We start from the raw sequence: 15,935 nt of genomic DNA, 5'->3' as shown, positions 1-15,935 counted from the left end.
GGTATTTGAAATGGGTAGTATGCATCCCGTACAGGTGATCGCGGTGACCGGCGGCAAGGGTGGCGTCGGCAAGACCAACGTGTCGGTGAACCTTTCGCTGGCGCTGGCCGATCTCGGTCGTCGCGTCATGCTGCTGGACGCCGACCTCGGCCTGGCCAACGTCGACGTCCTGCTCGGCCTCACCGCCAAACGCACCCTGGCCGATGTGATCAATGGCGAATGTGACCTGCGCGACGTGCTGTTGCAGGGGCCGGGGGGCATCCGCATCGTCCCGGCCGCCTCCGGCACCCAGAGCATGGTGCAGCTTTCGCCCATGCAGCACGCCGGCCTGATCCAGGCATTCAGCGACATCAGCGACAACCTCGACGTGCTGGTGATCGACACCGCCGCCGGCATCGGCGATTCGGTGGTCAGCTTCGTCCGCGCGGCCCAGGAAGTGATCGTGGTGGTCTGCGACGAGCCGACCTCCATCACCGACGCTTACGCACTGATCAAGCTGCTCAACCGCGACTACGGCATGAGCCGCTTCCGCGTGCTGGCCAACATGGCCCACAGCCCGCAGGAAGGGCGCAACCTGTTCGCCAAGCTGACCAAGGTCACCGACCGCTTCCTCGACGTCGCCCTGCAGTACGTGGGCGCCGTTCCCTACGACGAGTCGGTGCGCAAGGCGGTGCAGAAGCAACGCGCGGTCTACGAAGCGTTCCCGCGCTCGAAGTGCTCGCTGGCCTTCAAGGCCATCGCGCAGAAGGTCGACAGCTGGCCGCTGCCGGCCAATCCGCGGGGCCACCTGGAGTTCTTCGTCGAGCGGCTGGTCCGGCAGCCGAGCGCGGAAAACCCCGTATGACACCCGCCACTGGACTGCGTATGTACGGCAAGGCACAGGCGAGGGATTCGCAACATCAGTTGATCGAGCGTTACGCCCCCCTGGTCAAGCGCATCGCCTACCACCTGCTCGCGCGCCTGCCGGCCAGCGTGCAGGTCGAAGACCTGATGCAGTCCGGGATGATCGGCTTGCTCGAAGCCTCGAAGAAGTATGACGGCAGCAAGGGCGCCAGCTTCGAGACCTATGCCGGTATCCGCATTCGCGGGGCCATGCTCGACGAGGTCCGCAAGGGCGACTGGGCGCCGCGCTCGGTGCATCGCAACACCCGCATGGTGAGCGACGCGATCCGCGCCATCGAGGCCAGAACGGGACGCGACGCTAAAGATCAGGAAGTTGCTGCCGAACTTGAATTGAGTCTCGAAGACTACTACGGCATCCTGAGCGACACCTTGGGCAGCCGCCTGTTCAGCTTCGACGACCTGTTGCAGGACGGCGAGCAGGGCGGCATGCACGAGGACGCCGGTGTCACCCAATTCTCGCCTTCCCATGATCTGGAAGAAGACCGCTTCCAGGCCGCGCTGGCCGATGCCATCGCGAACCTGCCGGAGCGGGAGCGCCTGGTGCTGGCGCTGTATTACGACGAAGAACTGAATTTGAAGGAAATTGGTGAAGTGCTGGGGGTCAGCGAATCACGGGTCAGCCAGTTGCACAGCCAATGCGCGGCACGTCTGCGCGCGCGGCTGGGCGAATGGCGCGCGCGTTGAACCGGCACCACTTCCAGATATGAGTGCGCTCCCGGCAAGAGGGGCGTTTGAGACTGTACGGAGGTCGACTTGGACAAAAACATGAAAATCCTCATCGTTGACGATTTCTCGACGATGAGACGGATCATCAAGAACCTCTTGCGTGACTTGGGCTTCACCAATACCGCCGAAGCCGACGACGGCACAACCGCCCTGCCGATGCTGCACAGCGGCAACTTCGATTTCCTCGTGACCGACTGGAACATGCCCGGCATGACCGGCATCGATCTGCTGCGCGCGGTGCGCGCCGACGAGCGCCTGAAGCATCTGCCGGTCCTGATGGTGACGGCCGAGGCCAAGCGCGAGCAGATCATCGAGGCCGCCCAGGCCGGTGTGAACGGCTACGTGGTCAAACCTTTCACTGCCCAGGTGCTGAAAGAAAAAATCGAGAAGATCTTCGAGCGGGTCAACGGCTGATGTCAGCCGCGAGGGCACCATGGACCAGAATGAACACCTGCTGGGAGACTTCGAGTCGACCCTGAAAGTCCGTGCGCGGGAATTGGTCGAAAGCCTTGAGAAGGGCAATTTCACCGATGCCGTGCAACTTATCCACGAGTTGAACCAGGTTCGCGATCGCGGCCTGTACCAGGAAGTCGGCAAGCTCACCCGTGAGCTGCACAACGCCATTGTCAACTTCCAGATCGACCCGCACCTGCCCCATGCCCAGGAAATGTCGCAGATCGCCGACGCGACCGATCGCCTGTCCTACGTGGTGCAGATGACCGAGAAAGCCGCCAACCGCACCATGGACCTGGTGGAGGAAAGCGCGCCGCTGCTCAACGGTCTGAGCGACGACGCTCAGCAACTGGGTGAGGAGTGGGGGCGTTTCATGCGCCGGGAAATCGGCATCGACGGTTTTCGCGACCTGGCACGCCGCATCGAGCAGTTCCTCGGCCGCAGCCAGCGCGATACCGATGCCCTGTCCAGCAAGCTCAACGACATCCTGCTCGCCCAGGATTACCAGGACCTCACTGGTCAGGTGATCAAGCGCGTGACGCAACTGGTCACCGAAGTGGAGAGCAACCTGGTCAAGCTGGTGCTGATGGCCAGTCAGGTCGACCGCTACGCCGGCATCGAGCACGACCACGCCGCGCTGCGCGCCGAGCAGGAAAAACAAAAAAATCCTTCCAGGGGTGAAGGTCCGCAGATCCATGCCGATAAACGTGAAGACGTGGTGTCCGGACAGGACGACGTCGACGATCTGCTATCCAGCCTTGGTTTCTAGGGGAGCCACCGAATGAGCTTCGACGCCGATGAAGAAATCCTCCAGGACTTCCTGGTAGAGGCCGGCGAAATTCTGGAGCAACTGTCCGAGCAATTGGTCGAACTGGAAAGCCGCCCGGACGACATGGACCTGCTCAACGCGATCTTTCGTGGTTTCCACACCGTGAAGGGGGGCGCCGGCTTCCTCCAGCTCAACGCGCTGGTGGAGTGCTGCCACATCGCCGAGAACGTCTTCGATATCCTGCGCAAGGGCGAACGCCGCGTGGATGCCGAACTGATGGACGTGGTGCTGCAGGCCCTGGACACGGTCAACGAGATGTTCAGCGAGGTGCGCGAGCGCAAGGAGCCCACGCCCGCCACGCCGGACCTGCTGGCGGCGCTCTCGCGACTGGCCGAGCCCGCCGGCGCCGATGCCGAACCCGTGGCACCGGCCCCTGCCGCTCCCGCACCGGTGGCCGAGGCGTCCACGTCCGCCAGCGACATCACCGACAGCGAGTTCGAGCAGTTGCTCGACGCCCTGGGTGACAGCGTCGGCGGCGCCACCGTCGCCGAGCCGGCGGTTGCTGCTGCCGACGACGAGATCACCGACGACGAGTTCGAAGCGCTGCTCGACCAGTTGCATGGCAAGGGCAAGTTCGCCGGCGCCGTGGAGCCGACCGCTGCCGTTGCCGCCCAGGCCCCGGCGGCTGCCCTGGCCACCGCCGGCGGCGGGGATGAGATTACCGACGACGAGTTCGAGGACCTGCTCGACCAGTTGCACGGCAAGGGCAAGTTCAACGGCGGTGCCGTGGACGCGGCGATCCCCAGTGCTCCGGCCGCGCCCGCCACCGAGGCGGGCGATAACATCACCGACGATGAATTCGAAGCGCTGCTCGACCAGTTGCACGGCAAGGGCAAGTTCACCGGCGCCACCGAGGAACCGGCCGCCGCGCCGGCGCCAGTGGTCAGCCGTCCCGCTCCTGCGCCGGCTCCCGCTCCTGCTCCAGCACCCAAGCCGACGGCCAGGACCGAACCGGCCCCCGCGCCGCGCCAGCCGGCCACGCCCGCCGGCGGCAACGGTGCCGCCGGGCCGGCCGCGGTCAGCGAAGCGGAAACCACCGTGCGGGTGGATACCGCGCGGCTGGACGACATCATGAACATGGTCGGCGAGCTGGTGCTGGTGCGTAACCGCCTGGTGCGCCTGGGTGCCAACAGCGGCGACGAGTCGATGGCCAAGGCCGTGTCCAACCTGGACGTGGTCACCGCCGATCTGCAGACAGCGGTCATGAAGACCCGGATGCAGCCGATCAAGAAAGTCTTCGGCCGCTTCCCGCGCCTGGTCCGCGACCTGGCACGCAACCTGAAGAAGGAAATCAACCTCGAACTGGTGGGCGAGGAAACCGATCTCGACAAGAACCTGGTCGAGGCCCTGGCCGACCCGCTGGTGCACCTGGTGCGCAATGCCGTCGACCACGGCATCGAGTCCCCCGAGGAGCGCGAGGCCGCCGGCAAGCCGCGTACCGGCCGGGTGGTGCTTTCCGCCGAACAGGAAGGCGACCACATCCTCCTGATGATCACCGACGACGGCAAGGGCATGGACGCAGCCGTGCTGCGCGCCAAGGCGGTGGAGAAGGGGCTGCTGGACAAGGACGCCGCCGAGCGCCTGACCGAGCTGGAGTGCTACAACCTGATCTTCGCCCCGGGCTTCTCGACCAAATCGGAAATTTCCGATGTGTCCGGTCGCGGCGTTGGCATGGACGTGGTGAAAACCAAGATTTCCCAGCTCAACGGCACCGTCAATGTGTTCTCGCAGAAGGGCTCGGGCTCGAAGATCGTCATCAAGGTGCCGCTGACCCTGGCGATCATGCCCACCCTGATGGTGATGCTGGGCAACCAGGCCTTCGCCTTCCCGCTGGTCAACGTCAACGAGATCTTCCACCTCGACCTGTCGCGCACCAATGTGGTGGACGGCCAGGAAGTGGTGATCGTCCGTGACAAGGCGCTGCCGCTGTTCTACCTCAAGCGCTGGCTGGTACGTGACGCGGCGGTGGAGGAGCAGGGCGAGGGCCACGTGGTGATCCTGTCGGTGGGTACCCAGCGCATCGGCTTCGTGGTCGACCAGCTGGTGGGCCAGGAAGAGGTGGTGATCAAGCCCCTGGGCAAGATGCTGCAGGGCACGCCGGGCATGTCCGGCGCCACCATCACCGGGGATGGCCGTATCGCGCTGATCCTCGACGTGCCGAGCATGCTCAAGCATTACGCGCGTCGCGGTTGATCTCGGGCGGCCAGCAATGGCCGCCCGCTAGGAGTTTTTTCTTATGGCAGTCAAGGTTCTGGTGGTGGATGACTCCGGGTTCTTCCGCCGCCGCGTCGCGGAAATCCTTTCTTCCGATCCCAATATCCAGGTGGTGGGCACCGCCACCAATGGCCGCGAGGCCATCGACCAGGCGTTGGCGCTCAAGCCCGATGTCATCACCATGGACTACGAGATGCCGATGATGGACGGCATCACGGCCGTGCGGCACATCATGCAGCGCTGTCCGACGCCGGTCCTGATGTTCTCCTCGCTGACCCACGAAGGTGCCCGCGTCACCCTCGACGCCCTGGACGCCGGTGCGGTGGATTTCCTGCCGAAGAACTTCGAAGACATTTCGCGCACCCCCGAAAAGGTCAAGCAACTGCTCTGCGAGAAAGTCCACAGCATCGCCCGCAGCAACCGCCGCTACAGCAGCTTCAGCGCAACGCCCCATGCGGCTCCGGCTCCGGCTCCGGCTCCGGCCGCCAGCGCTCCCGCGCGCGCGCTGCACGCACCGGCGTCGCCGAGCCATGCCGCTGCGCCGCCGGTTCCGCCCCACGCCCCAAAGCGTAAGGCCTACCGGCTGGTGGCCATCGGCACCTCCACCGGTGGGCCGGTGGCCCTGCAGCGCGTGCTCACTCAACTACCGGCCAATTTCCCGGCGCCCCTGGTGCTGATCCAGCACATGCCGGCGGCCTTCACCAAGGCCTTCGCCGAGCGCCTGGACAAGCTCTGCCGGATTTCCGTCAAGGAAGCCGAGGATGGCGATGTCCTGCGTCCGGGCCTGGCCCTGCTGGCCCCCGGCGGCAAGCAGATGATGGTCGACAGCCGTGGCATGGTGCGCATCCTGCCCGGCGACGAACGCCTGAACTACAAGCCTTGCGTGGACATCACCTTCGGCTCGGCGGCCAAGGCCTACACTGACAAGGTCCTGGCGGTGGTGCTGACCGGCATGGGCGCCGACGGCCGCGAAGGCGCGCGCCTGCTCAAGCAGGGCGGCAGCCAGGTCTGGGCTCAGGACGAAGCCAGCTGTGTGATCTACGGCATGCCCATGGCAGTGGTGAAGGCCAACCTGGCCGACGCCGTCTATGGTCTGGACGATATCGGCCGTCACCTGGTCGAGGCGTGTCTCTAATGGAGAAACCCAGGTAATGGATGTACTCAGCCTCATCGGGGTCATCCTGGCCTTCGTCGCCATCATCGGCGGCAATTACCTCGAAGGCGGCCATGCCGCGGCCCTGCTCAACGGGCCGGCGGCGCTCATCGTACTGGGCGGCACCCTGGGCGCGGCGTTCCTGCAAACCCCCATGAGCATCTTCAAGCGTGCACTGGGCATCATCCGCTGGATCCTGTTCCCGCCCCAGGTGGACCTCGCCGGCGGCATCACCCGCGTGGTGAACTGGAGCATGACCGCGCGCAAGGAAGGCCTGCTGGGCCTGGAGCCCGCGGCCGACAGCGAACCCGACCCCTTCTCCCGCAAGGGCCTGCAACTGCTGGTGGACGGCGCCGAACCGGAAGCCATCCGCAGCATCCTCGAAGTCGACCTGTTCACCCAGGAGGGCCGTGACCTGCAGGCCGCCAAGGTCTTCGAGAGCATGGGCGGCTATGCGCCGACCATCGGCATCATCGGTGCCGTCATGGGGCTGATCCATGTCATGGGCAACCTGGCGGACCCCAGCCAACTGGGCGGCGGCATTGCCGTGGCCTTCGTCGCGACCATCTACGGCGTGGGCTTCGCCAACCTGCTGCTGCTGCCCATCGGCAACAAACTGAAGTCCATCGCCATGCGTCAGTCGCGCTATCGCGAGATGTTGCTGGAGGGCATTCTCTCCATCGCCGAAGGGGAGAATCCGCGCTCCATCGAACTCAAGCTGCAAGGCTTCATGGATTGAGGACCGCACCATGGCGCGCAGGCGGCATCAGGAAGAGCACGAGAATCACGAACGCTGGCTGGTCTCCTACGCGGACTTCATCACCCTGCTGTTCGCCTTCTTCGTGGTGATGTACTCGATTTCCTCGATCAACGAAGGCAAGTACAAGATCCTCTCGGAGACCCTGGTGGGGGTGTTCAACCAGCCGGACCGCTCGGTCAAGCCGATCCCGGTGGGCGAGGAGAAGCCGCGCACCCCCTCGCTGGAACGCAGCATGGTGGAGGCCAACGAGCGCAGCCCTGACTCCACCGACGCCGATCCGCTGCAGGAAATCGCCCAGAGCGTGCGCGATGCCTTCGGCGACCTGATCAAGACCGACCAGTTGAACGTGCGCGGCAACGAGCTCTGGGTGGAGATCGAGATGAACTCCAGCCTGCTGTTCCCCAGCGGCGACGCGCTGCCCAACGATGCCGCCTTCGCCCTGATCGAGAAGGTTGCCGGGATTCTGGCGCCCTATGACAATCCGGTGCATGTCGAAGGATTCACTGACAACCTGCCCATTGCCACGTCCCGCTATCCGTCCAACTGGGAGCTCTCCACCGCACGGGCCGCCAGCATCGTGCGCATGCTGGCCATGGATGGCGTATCGGCCGGCCGCCTGGCCGCGGTGGGCTATGGTGAGTTTCAGCCGGTGGCGGACAACGCCACCGCCGAGGGCCGTGCGCGCAACCGTCGCGTGGTCCTGGTGATTTCCCGCAACCTCGATGTGCGCCGCAGCGTGAGCGGCGTCGGCAGCGCCAACGCCAGGCCGGACAGTGTGATGCAGAGGACTGGCACGCAATCTGCACCAGCAGCGACAGCACCGGCCCCGGCAACGGGTGCCGTCAATTCCCCGTCACCCGCCCCGTAGGGCGGGTGGAGAGTCTCGGTGCACCTGCAGCCGGGAGGATGAAAGAGATGAGAGTCTGGGCAGTAGCCAACCAAAAGGGTGGAGTCGGCAAGACCACCACATCCATCGCCCTTGCGGGCCTGCTGGCCGATGCCGGCAAGCGCGTGGTGGTGGTTGACCTCGATCCCCACGGGTCGATGACCAGCTATTTCGGGCATGACCCGGACACCCTGGAACACAGCTGTTTCGACCTGTTCCTGCACCAGGGCAGCGTGCCCGACGGCCTGCCGCGGGAGCTGCTGCTGCCGACCAGCCATGAACGCATTTCCCTGCTGCCCTCGAGCACCGCGCTGGCGACCCTGGAACGCCAGTCGCCGGGGCAGAACGGCCTGGGCCTGGTGATCGCCAAGAGCCTGGCGCAGCTCTGGCAGCAGTTCGACCACGCCATCATCGACAGCCCGCCGCTGCTCGGCGTGCTGATGGTCAACGCGCTGGCGGCCAGCCAGCAGCTGGCGATCCCGGTGCAGACCGAGTTCCTCGCGGTGAAAGGCCTGGAGCGGATGGTCAGCACCCTGAGCATGGTTAATCGTTCGCGCAAACAGGCGCTGCCCTACACCATAGTGCCGACCCTGTTCGACCGTCGGACCCAGGCCTCGCTCAACACCCTCAAGGTGCTGCGCAACAACTACCCGGATCACCTCTGGCAAGCCTACATCCCGGTGGATACCCGCCTGCGGGATGCCAGCCGCGCCGGGGTCACGCCGTCCCAGTACGATGCCAACAGCCGCGGCGTTATCGCCTACCGCGCGCTGCTCAAGCACCTGCTCGGCCAGCAGCAGGCTGCCCAGGTGGCCTGAAATGCCGTGCGTTGACCGCCAGGGCTCAAGAGACGCGTGCCTGCTGCCGATAGGCTCTACAGATCAATCCCGTGGGTTCCCAACATGAGTCGTCCCCTCGCCACCGCCACCCGCCCGCAACTGGCCCTGCAGTCCTACCTGGACGCGCTGTTGCACGAGGCTTCGACCGAACTGGCCGAAAGCATCAGCCGGGACGAGTTCGAAGCCGCGGTGCTGGAAGAACAGGTCCGCGATGCGCGCCTGAGCCGCGTGCTGGCCGAAGCGCCGCTGCTGGTGCTGGAGCCCCCCGTCGTCGCCGAACCCGAGCCGCAGGTGCCGGTCGAGGCGGAGCGCCTGGCGCCGGTCGCCGCGCCGCAGCCGGCCCGCGTCGAACCCCTGGTGGAACTCAGTGCCCCCGTTCCGCAGCCGTCGGAGCCGCCGGCGCTCACCGCCGAAGGGCGCCCCGCCTGGGGTGAAGAACCCTTCGAATGCCTGCTGTTCGACGTTGCCGGCCTGACCCTGGCGGTGCCGCTGGTGTCCCTGGGTTCCATCTACCCGCTGGCCGGCCAGGAACTGACGCCGTTGTTCGGGCAGCCTGACTGGTTCCTCGGCATACTGCCCTGCCAGGCGGGCAACCTGAAGGTGCTGGACACCGCGCGCTGGGTGATGCCCGAGCGCTATCGCGATGACTTCCGCCAGGGCCTGCAGTACGTGATTTCGGTCCAGGGCTTCGAGTGGGGCCTGGCGGTGCACCAGGTCAGCCGTTCCATCCGCCTGGACCCGAACGAGATCAAATGGCGCAGCCAGCGTAGCCAGAGACCCTGGTTGGCCGGTACCGTGATCGAACATATGTGCGCGCTGCTGGATGTCTCGGCCCTGGCCGAGCTGATCGCCAGCGGCGCGATCAAGCGCATGTCGCTGAATTGAGGGGGAGGCTCCGCAGCCGTGGGGCCCCATGAATACAACAGCGGGTCGAACCCGTGAACGCCGCCCCGGGTGGCTCAAGAGAGGCTAGGGAACATGAAGAAATCGTCCGCTCAAGGTGCCGAAGATCCCATCCTGCAATGGGTGACTTTCCGCCTGGACAACGAAACCTACGGCATCAACGTGATGCAGGTGCAGGAAGTCCTGCGCTATACCGAGATCGCACCGGTGCCGGGGGCGCCGAGCTACGTGCTGGGCATCATCAACCTGCGCGGCAACGTGGTGACCGTGATCGACACCCGCCAGCGCTTCGGCCTCGGCCCGGCGCCGGTGACCGACAACACCCGCATCGTCATCATCGAAGCGGACAAGCAGGTGGTGGGCATCCTGGTGGACAGCGTGGCCGAGGTGGTCTACCTGCGTCAGTCGGAGATCGAGACCGCGCCCAACGTCGGCAACGAAGAGTCCGCCAAGTTCATCCAGGGCGTCTGCAACAAGAACGGCGAACTGCTGATCCTCGTCGAGCTGGACAAGATGATGAGCGAGGAAGAGTGGTCGGAGCTGGAGAGCATCTGAGTTGATCGGGCTTGCACTGCTCGCGGCGGCCCTCGCCGTGGCCTGCGCGGCGTTGGGTTACGCCTGCTACCGCCTGTCCGCACGCCTGCGCGCAGTGGTGGAGGCGCAGGCCGGGCGCGACGCGGCGCAGGACCAGAAGCTCAAGGAACTGGGGCGCCGCCTCGAGGCGTACCTCGAGGGCAGCGTGCGCATGGGCGAGGAGCTCCACGAGCTGCGCCGCGTGGTGGCGCCGCTGCCGGACAAGCTCAGCCAGATCGAGCAGCGCGACCCGAGCAGCCTGTCCTTCTCCCAGGCTGCGCGCCTGGTCGGCCTTGGCGCCAGCGTCGACGACCTGACCCAGTCCTGCGGCCTGACCCAGGCCGAAGCCGAGCTGGTGAGCAAGCTGCACCAGGCGCGCAAGGACCGAGGCTGATCCGGCCCCTTAGTCCCGGCGGCTCTTAGCCTGCTCCGACCCCATTCCAATCGTTCCAAATCCCGCCTGGCCGCCTGACCTAAGCTGAAATTCCGGGGCTTCTCTCCGGAGGAGGTCCGGCGATGCGTCTACTTCCACTCCTGCTGTTCTGCCTGCTGCCCTGCCTGCAGGCCCAGGAAGCCCCCATGGAAGTCGAGGGCGCGATGACGGTCAACGTGCTGCAGGCACGCTACCTCTATGAGCGCGGAGTGATCTTCATCGACGTCAGGCCCACCCGTGAGTGGACCTGGGGCCATATCCACGGCGCGTTGCACCTCGACCTGCTCGACCGCTTCCAGGACCTCGCCCAGCCGCACTGGCCGCGCCAGGTACCGCTGGTGATCTATTGCGACAGCGAGGTGTGCCCCCACGGCGCCGAGGCGGTGAAGCGGGCCGTGAGCTGGGGTTATCGCCAGGTCTTCTATTTCCGCGAGGGGTACTTCGCCTGGCAGTTGCTGGATTTCCCCCAGGGCAAGGGGCTGGAGGAGGGGCGCCTGGTGTTCAGTGACCCGGAGGGCTGAGCAACGGCAGGGGAGGGCTGACGTCGCGCTCGGCATCCGGATCGAAGCCCACCGGGCACTTGCCCTTGAGGTACCAGGCGAAGGCAATGATCTCGGCAATGCTCCGGTACAGGGCTTCGGGGATGGCGTCGCCCAGCTCCAGCCGCGCCAGCAGGCGCACCAGCTCGGCGTTCTCGTAAATGGGCACCTCGTACTCGCGGGCGATAGCGAGGATGGCTTCGGCCAGTTCGTCGTCGCCCTTGGCGGTCAGGTTGGGGGCGCTGACGCCGTCGTAGGAGAGGGCGATGGCCTGGCGCGGCTTCTGGCTCATGCGGTCTCGTCCACCCAGCGTTGTTCCAGGTTCGTGCGGGGCCCGCGAGGCGGTCGCCCCTGGCTGCAGGCCAGTTCGCCGACGGTGAGGCCGGCCGCCAGCAGGCGTTCGCGCAGGTTCGGCAGTTCGCGGTCGATCAGCCCGGCGGTGTCGGCGCGTTCCGCCCAGAGCTGGCTGGACAGGCTGCCCTGGAGCAACTGGGCCTGGACCTGCAGGGGGCCGAGCGGCTCCAGATCGAAGGCCAGTTCGATGCGCCAGAGGCTTTCCTTGTTGTGTTCGTTCTTCTCCTGGCGACCGTCCTGTTCCTGCTGCAGCTTGATCTGCAGCGGCACGATCTCCTGCTGGTTGCGCATTGGCACTTCCAGTTGCCAGGTGGTCAGCAGGTTGCCTTCGGGGGTCGTCTGGGTCTGCGCCAGGCTGGACAACTGGTGCGTCTGCAACCGGGAGACGGCGGCCGCGGCCAGTTTCAGCAGGGTTTCCAGGTCGCCTTCCTCTTCGGCCGTCTGCGCCAGTCGCGACGGCAGCGGGAAGCTCAGCGCCTGCTGGCGGGCGTTGGCCTGGCCGAGGGCGCCCAGGGCGTTGCGGATGAAGGCCGGCAGCGCCTGGGCCATGGCATTGCTGGTGCCTGTGCTGGGCAGGCTGGCAGGCGTCGGCAGGGCTGGCAGCAATTGCGCGACCAGGCGCAGCAGGTTGGCCTTGAAGTCCTGGGGCAGGGCGCCGGCCTGGCCAGTCAGCAGGCGCGATTCGAGCAGGGCGCCGCTGTTTTCCAGGGCCGCGGCCAGCACCTTGGGATCGCCGAGTTGGCGGATGTCGGGGAGGGCGCCGAGCAGCTTGTCGATGGCCAGCCGCAGGTTCTCCGGCAGGTTCTCCCGGCCGGTGCTCTGCAGCGCGCCGATCAGCGCGTCGAGGGAGCCCTGGCGGCTTTGCTGGCTGGCCAGTTGCTGGGTCAGCTCCAACTGGTCCAGCTGCGCAGAAAGCGGCAGGAACTGCAGCATCTGGCTGCCCTGCACCTGGGCGCTGAGCAGGCTGCCGATGGCCAGCGGGCGCGGGCTTTCGATACTGAGCTGGTTGCCGGCCAGCGAGGTATTGAGCAGGTTGACCATCACCTTGTAGACCGCGGCCTGGGCCTTGCCCTGGGCGACCAATTCGCTGGACGTCACCTTGCCCTGCACCAGGGTGCCCACGGGCAGCAGGTCCAGGTCGAGGCTGCCGAGGGCGCGTTCGCCGCCCTTCAGGGCCATGGTCAGGCGGCTATCCGACAGCGCCGTGACATTGAGCAGGCTGCCCTGGGGCAGCGGGCGCGTGCTGCTGGCTTCCAGGGTGGTCTGGCTGCCGTTACCCAGGGTCAGCTTGAGCAACACCTGGAAGCTCTGCGCGGTTTCCTTCAGCGCGATGACTTCGGCGTCGGCGCTTTCGCCGGCGGCCAGCAGGCCGTCCAGGGGCTGGAGCAGCTTCAGCGCCATGTCCGTTGCGTTCTGCGCGGGACGGGCGAGGGGCTGGCTTGGGGGAAGGGCGCGCGCGCCGCTGATTTCGGTCATGGAGGGGTTACAACCTGTCGAAAAAGCTCGCTTCGGGGGTGGGGCATGGCATGTATAATGCCGCCCCGTCCGGGCCGGCCGCGAGCCTTGGAGTTCTCCATTATAGCGGCCGGCACCCTCCTGACTTGAATGCACCCCGGGTATCCATGCCGTGACCAGTCCCTATCTCGAGACCGTGGCCCTCGCCTGCGAGCGGGACTGGCGCCTGCTGTTCGAGCGGCTGGACCTGCAATTGGCCCGGGGCGAGATGCTCCAGGTCGCCGGGCCCAACGGCAGCGGCAAGACCAGCCTGCTGCGCCTGCTCTGCGGCCTCATGCAGCCGACTGCCGGCGAAGTCCGCCTGAACGGCCAGCCGCTGGCCAGCCAGCGCAGCGAGCTGGCGCGCAACCTCTTGTGGATCGGCCACGCCGCCGGCATCAAGGGGTTGCTCACCGCCGAGGAAAACCTGCGCTGGCTTTGCGCGCTGCACCAACCCGCCGAGCGCGAGGCCATCTGGCGCGCCCTGGACGCGGTGGGTCTGCGCGGTTTCGAGGATGTGCCCTGCCATACCCTGTCCGCCGGCCAGCAGCGCCGCGTGGCCCTGGCACGCCTGTACCTGGACGCGCCGCCGCTGTGGATTCTCGACGAACCCTTCACCGCTCTCGACAAGCAGGGCGTCGCCCAGCTCGAAGCGCACCTGGCGCGGCACTGCGAACGGGACGGCCTGGTGGTCTTCACCACCCACCACAGCATGGGCACGGTGCCCGCCGGCTATCGCGAACTTGACCTGGGGCAACGTCGCCCATGAGTAACGTCTTCACCCTGCTGGTCGCCCGCGAGGCGCGCCTGCTGGTACGCCGCCCGGCGGAATTGGCCAACCCGCTGGTGTTCTTCGCCATAGTGGTCGCATTGTTCCCGCTGGCCGTGGGCCCCGAGTCCCAATTGTTGCAAAGCCTTTCTCCCGGCCTGGTCTGGGTCGCGGCCCTGCTGGCCGTGCTGCTCTCGCTGGACGGGCTTTTCCGCAGTGATTTCGAGGACGGTTCGCTGGAACAGTGGGTCGTTTCGCCGCACCCCCTGCCGCTTCTGGTCCTGGCCAAGGTGCTGGCACACTGGCTTTTTTCCGGATTGGCCCTGGTGCTGCTGGCGCCGCTGCTGGCGTTGATGCTCGGCCTGCCGGCGCGCTGCCTGCCGGTTCTGCTGCTTTCACTGCTGCTCGGCACCCCGGTGCTGAGCCTGCTGGGCGCCGTGGGCGCCGCGCTGACCGTCGGGCTCAAGCGCGGCGGCCTGCTGCTGGCGCTGCTGATCCTGCCGCTGTACATCCCGGTGCTGATCCTCGGCAGCGGGGCGTTGCAGGCGGCCCTGCAAGGACTGCCGGCCGTCGGCCACCTGTTGTGGCTGGCGAGCCTCACCGCCCTGGCGGTGACCCTGACACCCTTTGCCATTGCCGCCGGCCTGACCATCAGCGTCGGTGAATAAGAAACGAGTTGCCCTGATGAGAATACTGCCGATATCCGAACAGGCCGCCGCGCCACGGTGGGCCCGATGAATTGGGTCTGGTTCCACAAGCTCGGGTCGCCGAAATGGTTCTACGAAATCAGCGGCCGCTGGCTCCCCTGGCTCGCCTGGGGCGCGCTGATCCTGATCGCCGTCGGCCTGGTCTGGGGGCTGGCCTTCGCGCCGCCGGACTATCAGCAGGGCAACAGCTTCCGCATCATCTACATCCACGTCCCGGCAGCCTTCCTGGCCCAGTCCTGCTACATCATGCTGGCGGTGTGCGGTGTGGTGGGGCTGGTCTGGAAGATGAAGCTGGCCGACGTCGCCCTGCAGGCCGCCGCGCCCATCGGCGCCTGGATGACCTTCGTGGCGCTGGTCACCGGCGCCATCTGGGGCAAGCCCACCTGGGGCGCCTGGTGGGTGTGGGATGCGCGACTTACGTCCATGCTCATCCTCCTGTTCCTGTACTTCGGTGTAATTGCGCTCGGCCAGGCCATCAGCAACCGTGACAGCGCCGCCAAGGCCTGTGCGGTGCTGGCCATCGTCGGGGTGATCAACATCCCGATCATCAAGTACTCGGTGGAGTGGTGGAACACCCTGCACCAGCCGGCCACCTTCACGGTCACCGAGAAGCCGGCGATGCCGCCGGAAATGTGGCTGCCGCTGTTGATCATGGTGCTCGGCTTCTACTGCTTCTTCGGCGCCGTGACGCTGATGCGCATGCGTCTTGAAGTGCTCAAGCGCGAATCCCGCAGCAGCTGGGCCAAGGCCGAGATTCAGGCACAAGTGGATAAGGTCTGATGAGTTTTTCTTCCTTCACCGAGTTTCTCGCCATGGGCAACCATGGCCTGTATGTCTGGACCGCCTACGGCATCAGCCTGGCGGTGCTGGCCGTCAACGTCGCCATGCCGCTGATCGCGCGGCGGCGTTACCTGCAAGACGAGGCGCGCCGTTTGCGCCGGGAGGAGTCGAAGTGAATCCGGTACGCAAGAAGCGCCTGTTCATCATCCTGGCCATCCTGGCGGGCGTGGGCATTGCCGTGGCGCTGGCGCTCTCCGCGCTGCAACAGAACATCAACCTGTTCTACACCCCCACCCAGATCGCCAATGGCGAGGCGCCGCAGGACACCCGCATCCGCGCCGGCGGCATGGTGGCGAAGGGCTCGGTGCAGCGTTCCGGTGATTCCCTGGATGTGCAGTTCGTGGTCACCGACTTCGCCAAGAGCGTGACCATCCGCTACCACGGCATCCTCCCGGACCTGTTCCGCGAAGGGCAGGGCATAGTCGCCCTGGGCAAGCTGAACGCCGATGGCGTGCTGCTGGCCGACGAAGTCCTGGCCAAGCACGACGAGAACTACATGCCGCCCGAGGTCACCAAGGCCCTCAAGGAAAGCGGCCAGCTCCCGAAGAAAGAGGGTTGAT

The 15,935-nt window shown here is 66.2% G+C and carries 20 protein-coding genes; 18 read left to right on the top strand and 2 right to left on the bottom strand.

Going from position 1 to position 15,935, the window contains the following annotated elements:
• Nucleotides 1-10 precede the first annotated feature (10 nt).
• The 13 genes from fleN to PJW05_RS18525 all read left to right on the top strand — a co-directional run bounded on the left by fleN (nucleotide 11) and on the right by PJW05_RS18525 (nucleotide 11,193).
• Nucleotides 11-844, top strand: a complete 834-nt coding sequence (gene fleN, locus PJW05_RS18585; RefSeq protein ID WP_271408444.1) for a flagellar synthesis regulator FleN — start codon at nucleotides 11-13, stop codon at nucleotides 842-844.
• Nucleotides 841-1,587 (top strand): RNA polymerase sigma factor FliA, encoded by a 747-nt coding sequence (gene fliA, locus PJW05_RS18580; RefSeq protein ID WP_271408443.1) that lies wholly within the window; start codon nucleotides 841-843, stop codon nucleotides 1,585-1,587. Before fleN ends, fliA begins: the two co-directional genes overlap by 4 nt.
• A gap of 81 nt (nucleotides 1,588-1,668) precedes the next feature.
• Nucleotides 1,669-2,043, top strand: coding sequence for a chemotaxis response regulator CheY (locus PJW05_RS18575; RefSeq protein WP_271408442.1), 375 nt, complete (start codon nucleotides 1,669-1,671; stop codon nucleotides 2,041-2,043).
• A 19-nt stretch (nucleotides 2,044-2,062) separates the two neighbouring features.
• Complete coding sequence (locus PJW05_RS18570; RefSeq protein ID WP_271408441.1) at nucleotides 2,063-2,851, top strand: protein phosphatase CheZ; 789 nt, start codon at nucleotides 2,063-2,065, stop codon at nucleotides 2,849-2,851.
• A 12-nt stretch (nucleotides 2,852-2,863) separates the two neighbouring features.
• Entirely contained in the window at nucleotides 2,864-5,104 is a 2,241-nt protein-coding gene (locus PJW05_RS18565; protein WP_271408440.1) for a chemotaxis protein CheA, read from the top strand.
• 43 nt (nucleotides 5,105-5,147) lie between these two features.
• Entirely contained in the window at nucleotides 5,148-6,260 is a 1,113-nt protein-coding gene (locus tag PJW05_RS18560; protein WP_271408439.1) for a protein-glutamate methylesterase/protein-glutamine glutaminase, read from the top strand.
• A gap of 16 nt (nucleotides 6,261-6,276) precedes the next feature.
• Nucleotides 6,277-7,017 carry a flagellar motor protein gene (locus PJW05_RS18555; RefSeq protein ID WP_271408438.1) on the top strand — a complete coding sequence of 247 codons (741 nt, stop codon included), beginning with the start codon at nucleotides 6,277-6,279 and terminating at the stop codon, nucleotides 7,015-7,017.
• A 10-nt stretch (nucleotides 7,018-7,027) separates the two neighbouring features.
• Nucleotides 7,028-7,906 (top strand): flagellar motor protein MotD, encoded by an 879-nt coding sequence (gene motD / locus PJW05_RS18550; RefSeq protein WP_271408437.1) that lies wholly within the window; start codon nucleotides 7,028-7,030, stop codon nucleotides 7,904-7,906.
• 47 nt (nucleotides 7,907-7,953) lie between these two features.
• On the top strand, nucleotides 7,954-8,742 hold the full coding sequence (locus tag PJW05_RS18545; RefSeq protein ID WP_271408436.1) for a ParA family protein: 789 nt from the start codon (nucleotides 7,954-7,956) through the stop codon (nucleotides 8,740-8,742).
• 84 nt (nucleotides 8,743-8,826) lie between these two features.
• The gene (locus PJW05_RS18540; RefSeq protein ID WP_271408435.1) at nucleotides 8,827-9,648 is read left to right on the top strand and encodes a chemotaxis protein CheW; all 822 of its coding nucleotides are present in this window, start codon (nucleotides 8,827-8,829) and stop codon (nucleotides 9,646-9,648) included.
• 93 nt (nucleotides 9,649-9,741) lie between these two features.
• Nucleotides 9,742-10,221, top strand: coding sequence for a chemotaxis protein CheW (locus tag PJW05_RS18535; RefSeq protein WP_003457037.1), 480 nt, complete (start codon nucleotides 9,742-9,744; stop codon nucleotides 10,219-10,221).
• A 1-nt stretch (nucleotide 10,222) separates the two neighbouring features.
• Entirely contained in the window at nucleotides 10,223-10,633 is a 411-nt protein-coding gene (locus tag PJW05_RS18530; protein ID WP_271408434.1) for a DUF2802 domain-containing protein, read from the top strand.
• A 122-nt stretch (nucleotides 10,634-10,755) separates the two neighbouring features.
• Nucleotides 10,756-11,193 carry a rhodanese-like domain-containing protein gene (locus PJW05_RS18525; RefSeq protein ID WP_271408433.1) on the top strand — a complete coding sequence of 146 codons (438 nt, stop codon included), beginning with the start codon at nucleotides 10,756-10,758 and terminating at the stop codon, nucleotides 11,191-11,193.
• Here PJW05_RS18525 and PJW05_RS18520 read toward each other — a convergent pair.
• Nucleotides 11,174-11,503: an EscU/YscU/HrcU family type III secretion system export apparatus switch protein gene (locus PJW05_RS18520; protein WP_271408432.1), complete on the bottom strand. Its 330-nt coding sequence runs from the start codon at nucleotides 11,501-11,503 to the stop codon at nucleotides 11,174-11,176. The genes PJW05_RS18525 and PJW05_RS18520 overlap by 20 nt on opposite strands.
• Entirely contained in the window at nucleotides 11,500-13,041 is a 1,542-nt protein-coding gene (gene fliK, locus PJW05_RS18515; RefSeq protein WP_271408431.1) for a flagellar hook-length control protein FliK, read from the bottom strand. The genes PJW05_RS18520 and fliK overlap by 4 nt, the downstream gene beginning before the upstream one ends.
• Before the next feature lie 151 nt (nucleotides 13,042-13,192).
• Here fliK and ccmA point away from each other — a divergent pair, with 151 nt between their 5' ends.
• From ccmA to ccmE, 5 genes are all read left to right on the top strand, one after another.
• Nucleotides 13,193-13,828, top strand: coding sequence for a cytochrome c biogenesis heme-transporting ATPase CcmA (gene ccmA, locus PJW05_RS18510; RefSeq protein WP_271408430.1), 636 nt, complete (start codon nucleotides 13,193-13,195; stop codon nucleotides 13,826-13,828).
• The gene (ccmB, locus tag PJW05_RS18505) at nucleotides 13,825-14,496 is read left to right on the top strand and encodes a heme exporter protein CcmB (RefSeq protein ID WP_271408429.1); all 672 of its coding nucleotides are present in this window, start codon (nucleotides 13,825-13,827) and stop codon (nucleotides 14,494-14,496) included. Before ccmA ends, ccmB begins: the two co-directional genes overlap by 4 nt.
• A 66-nt stretch (nucleotides 14,497-14,562) precedes the next feature.
• Complete coding sequence (locus PJW05_RS18500) at nucleotides 14,563-15,315, top strand: heme ABC transporter permease (RefSeq protein ID WP_271408428.1); 753 nt, start codon at nucleotides 14,563-14,565, stop codon at nucleotides 15,313-15,315.
• Nucleotides 15,315-15,491: a heme exporter protein CcmD gene (gene ccmD / locus PJW05_RS18495; RefSeq protein ID WP_271408427.1), complete on the top strand. Its 177-nt coding sequence runs from the start codon at nucleotides 15,315-15,317 to the stop codon at nucleotides 15,489-15,491. The genes PJW05_RS18500 and ccmD overlap by 1 nt, the downstream gene beginning before the upstream one ends.
• Nucleotides 15,488-15,934, top strand: a complete 447-nt coding sequence (gene ccmE, locus PJW05_RS18490) for a cytochrome c maturation protein CcmE (protein ID WP_271408426.1) — start codon at nucleotides 15,488-15,490, stop codon at nucleotides 15,932-15,934. Before ccmD ends, ccmE begins: the two co-directional genes overlap by 4 nt.
• Nucleotide 15,935 lies beyond the last annotated feature (1 nt).

It is taken from the genome of Pseudomonas sp. Q1-7 (assembly GCF_028010285.1).
Lineage (GTDB): Bacteria > Pseudomonadota > Gammaproteobacteria > Pseudomonadales > Pseudomonadaceae > Metapseudomonas.
This window is presented reverse-complemented; position numbering and strand designations above follow the sequence as displayed.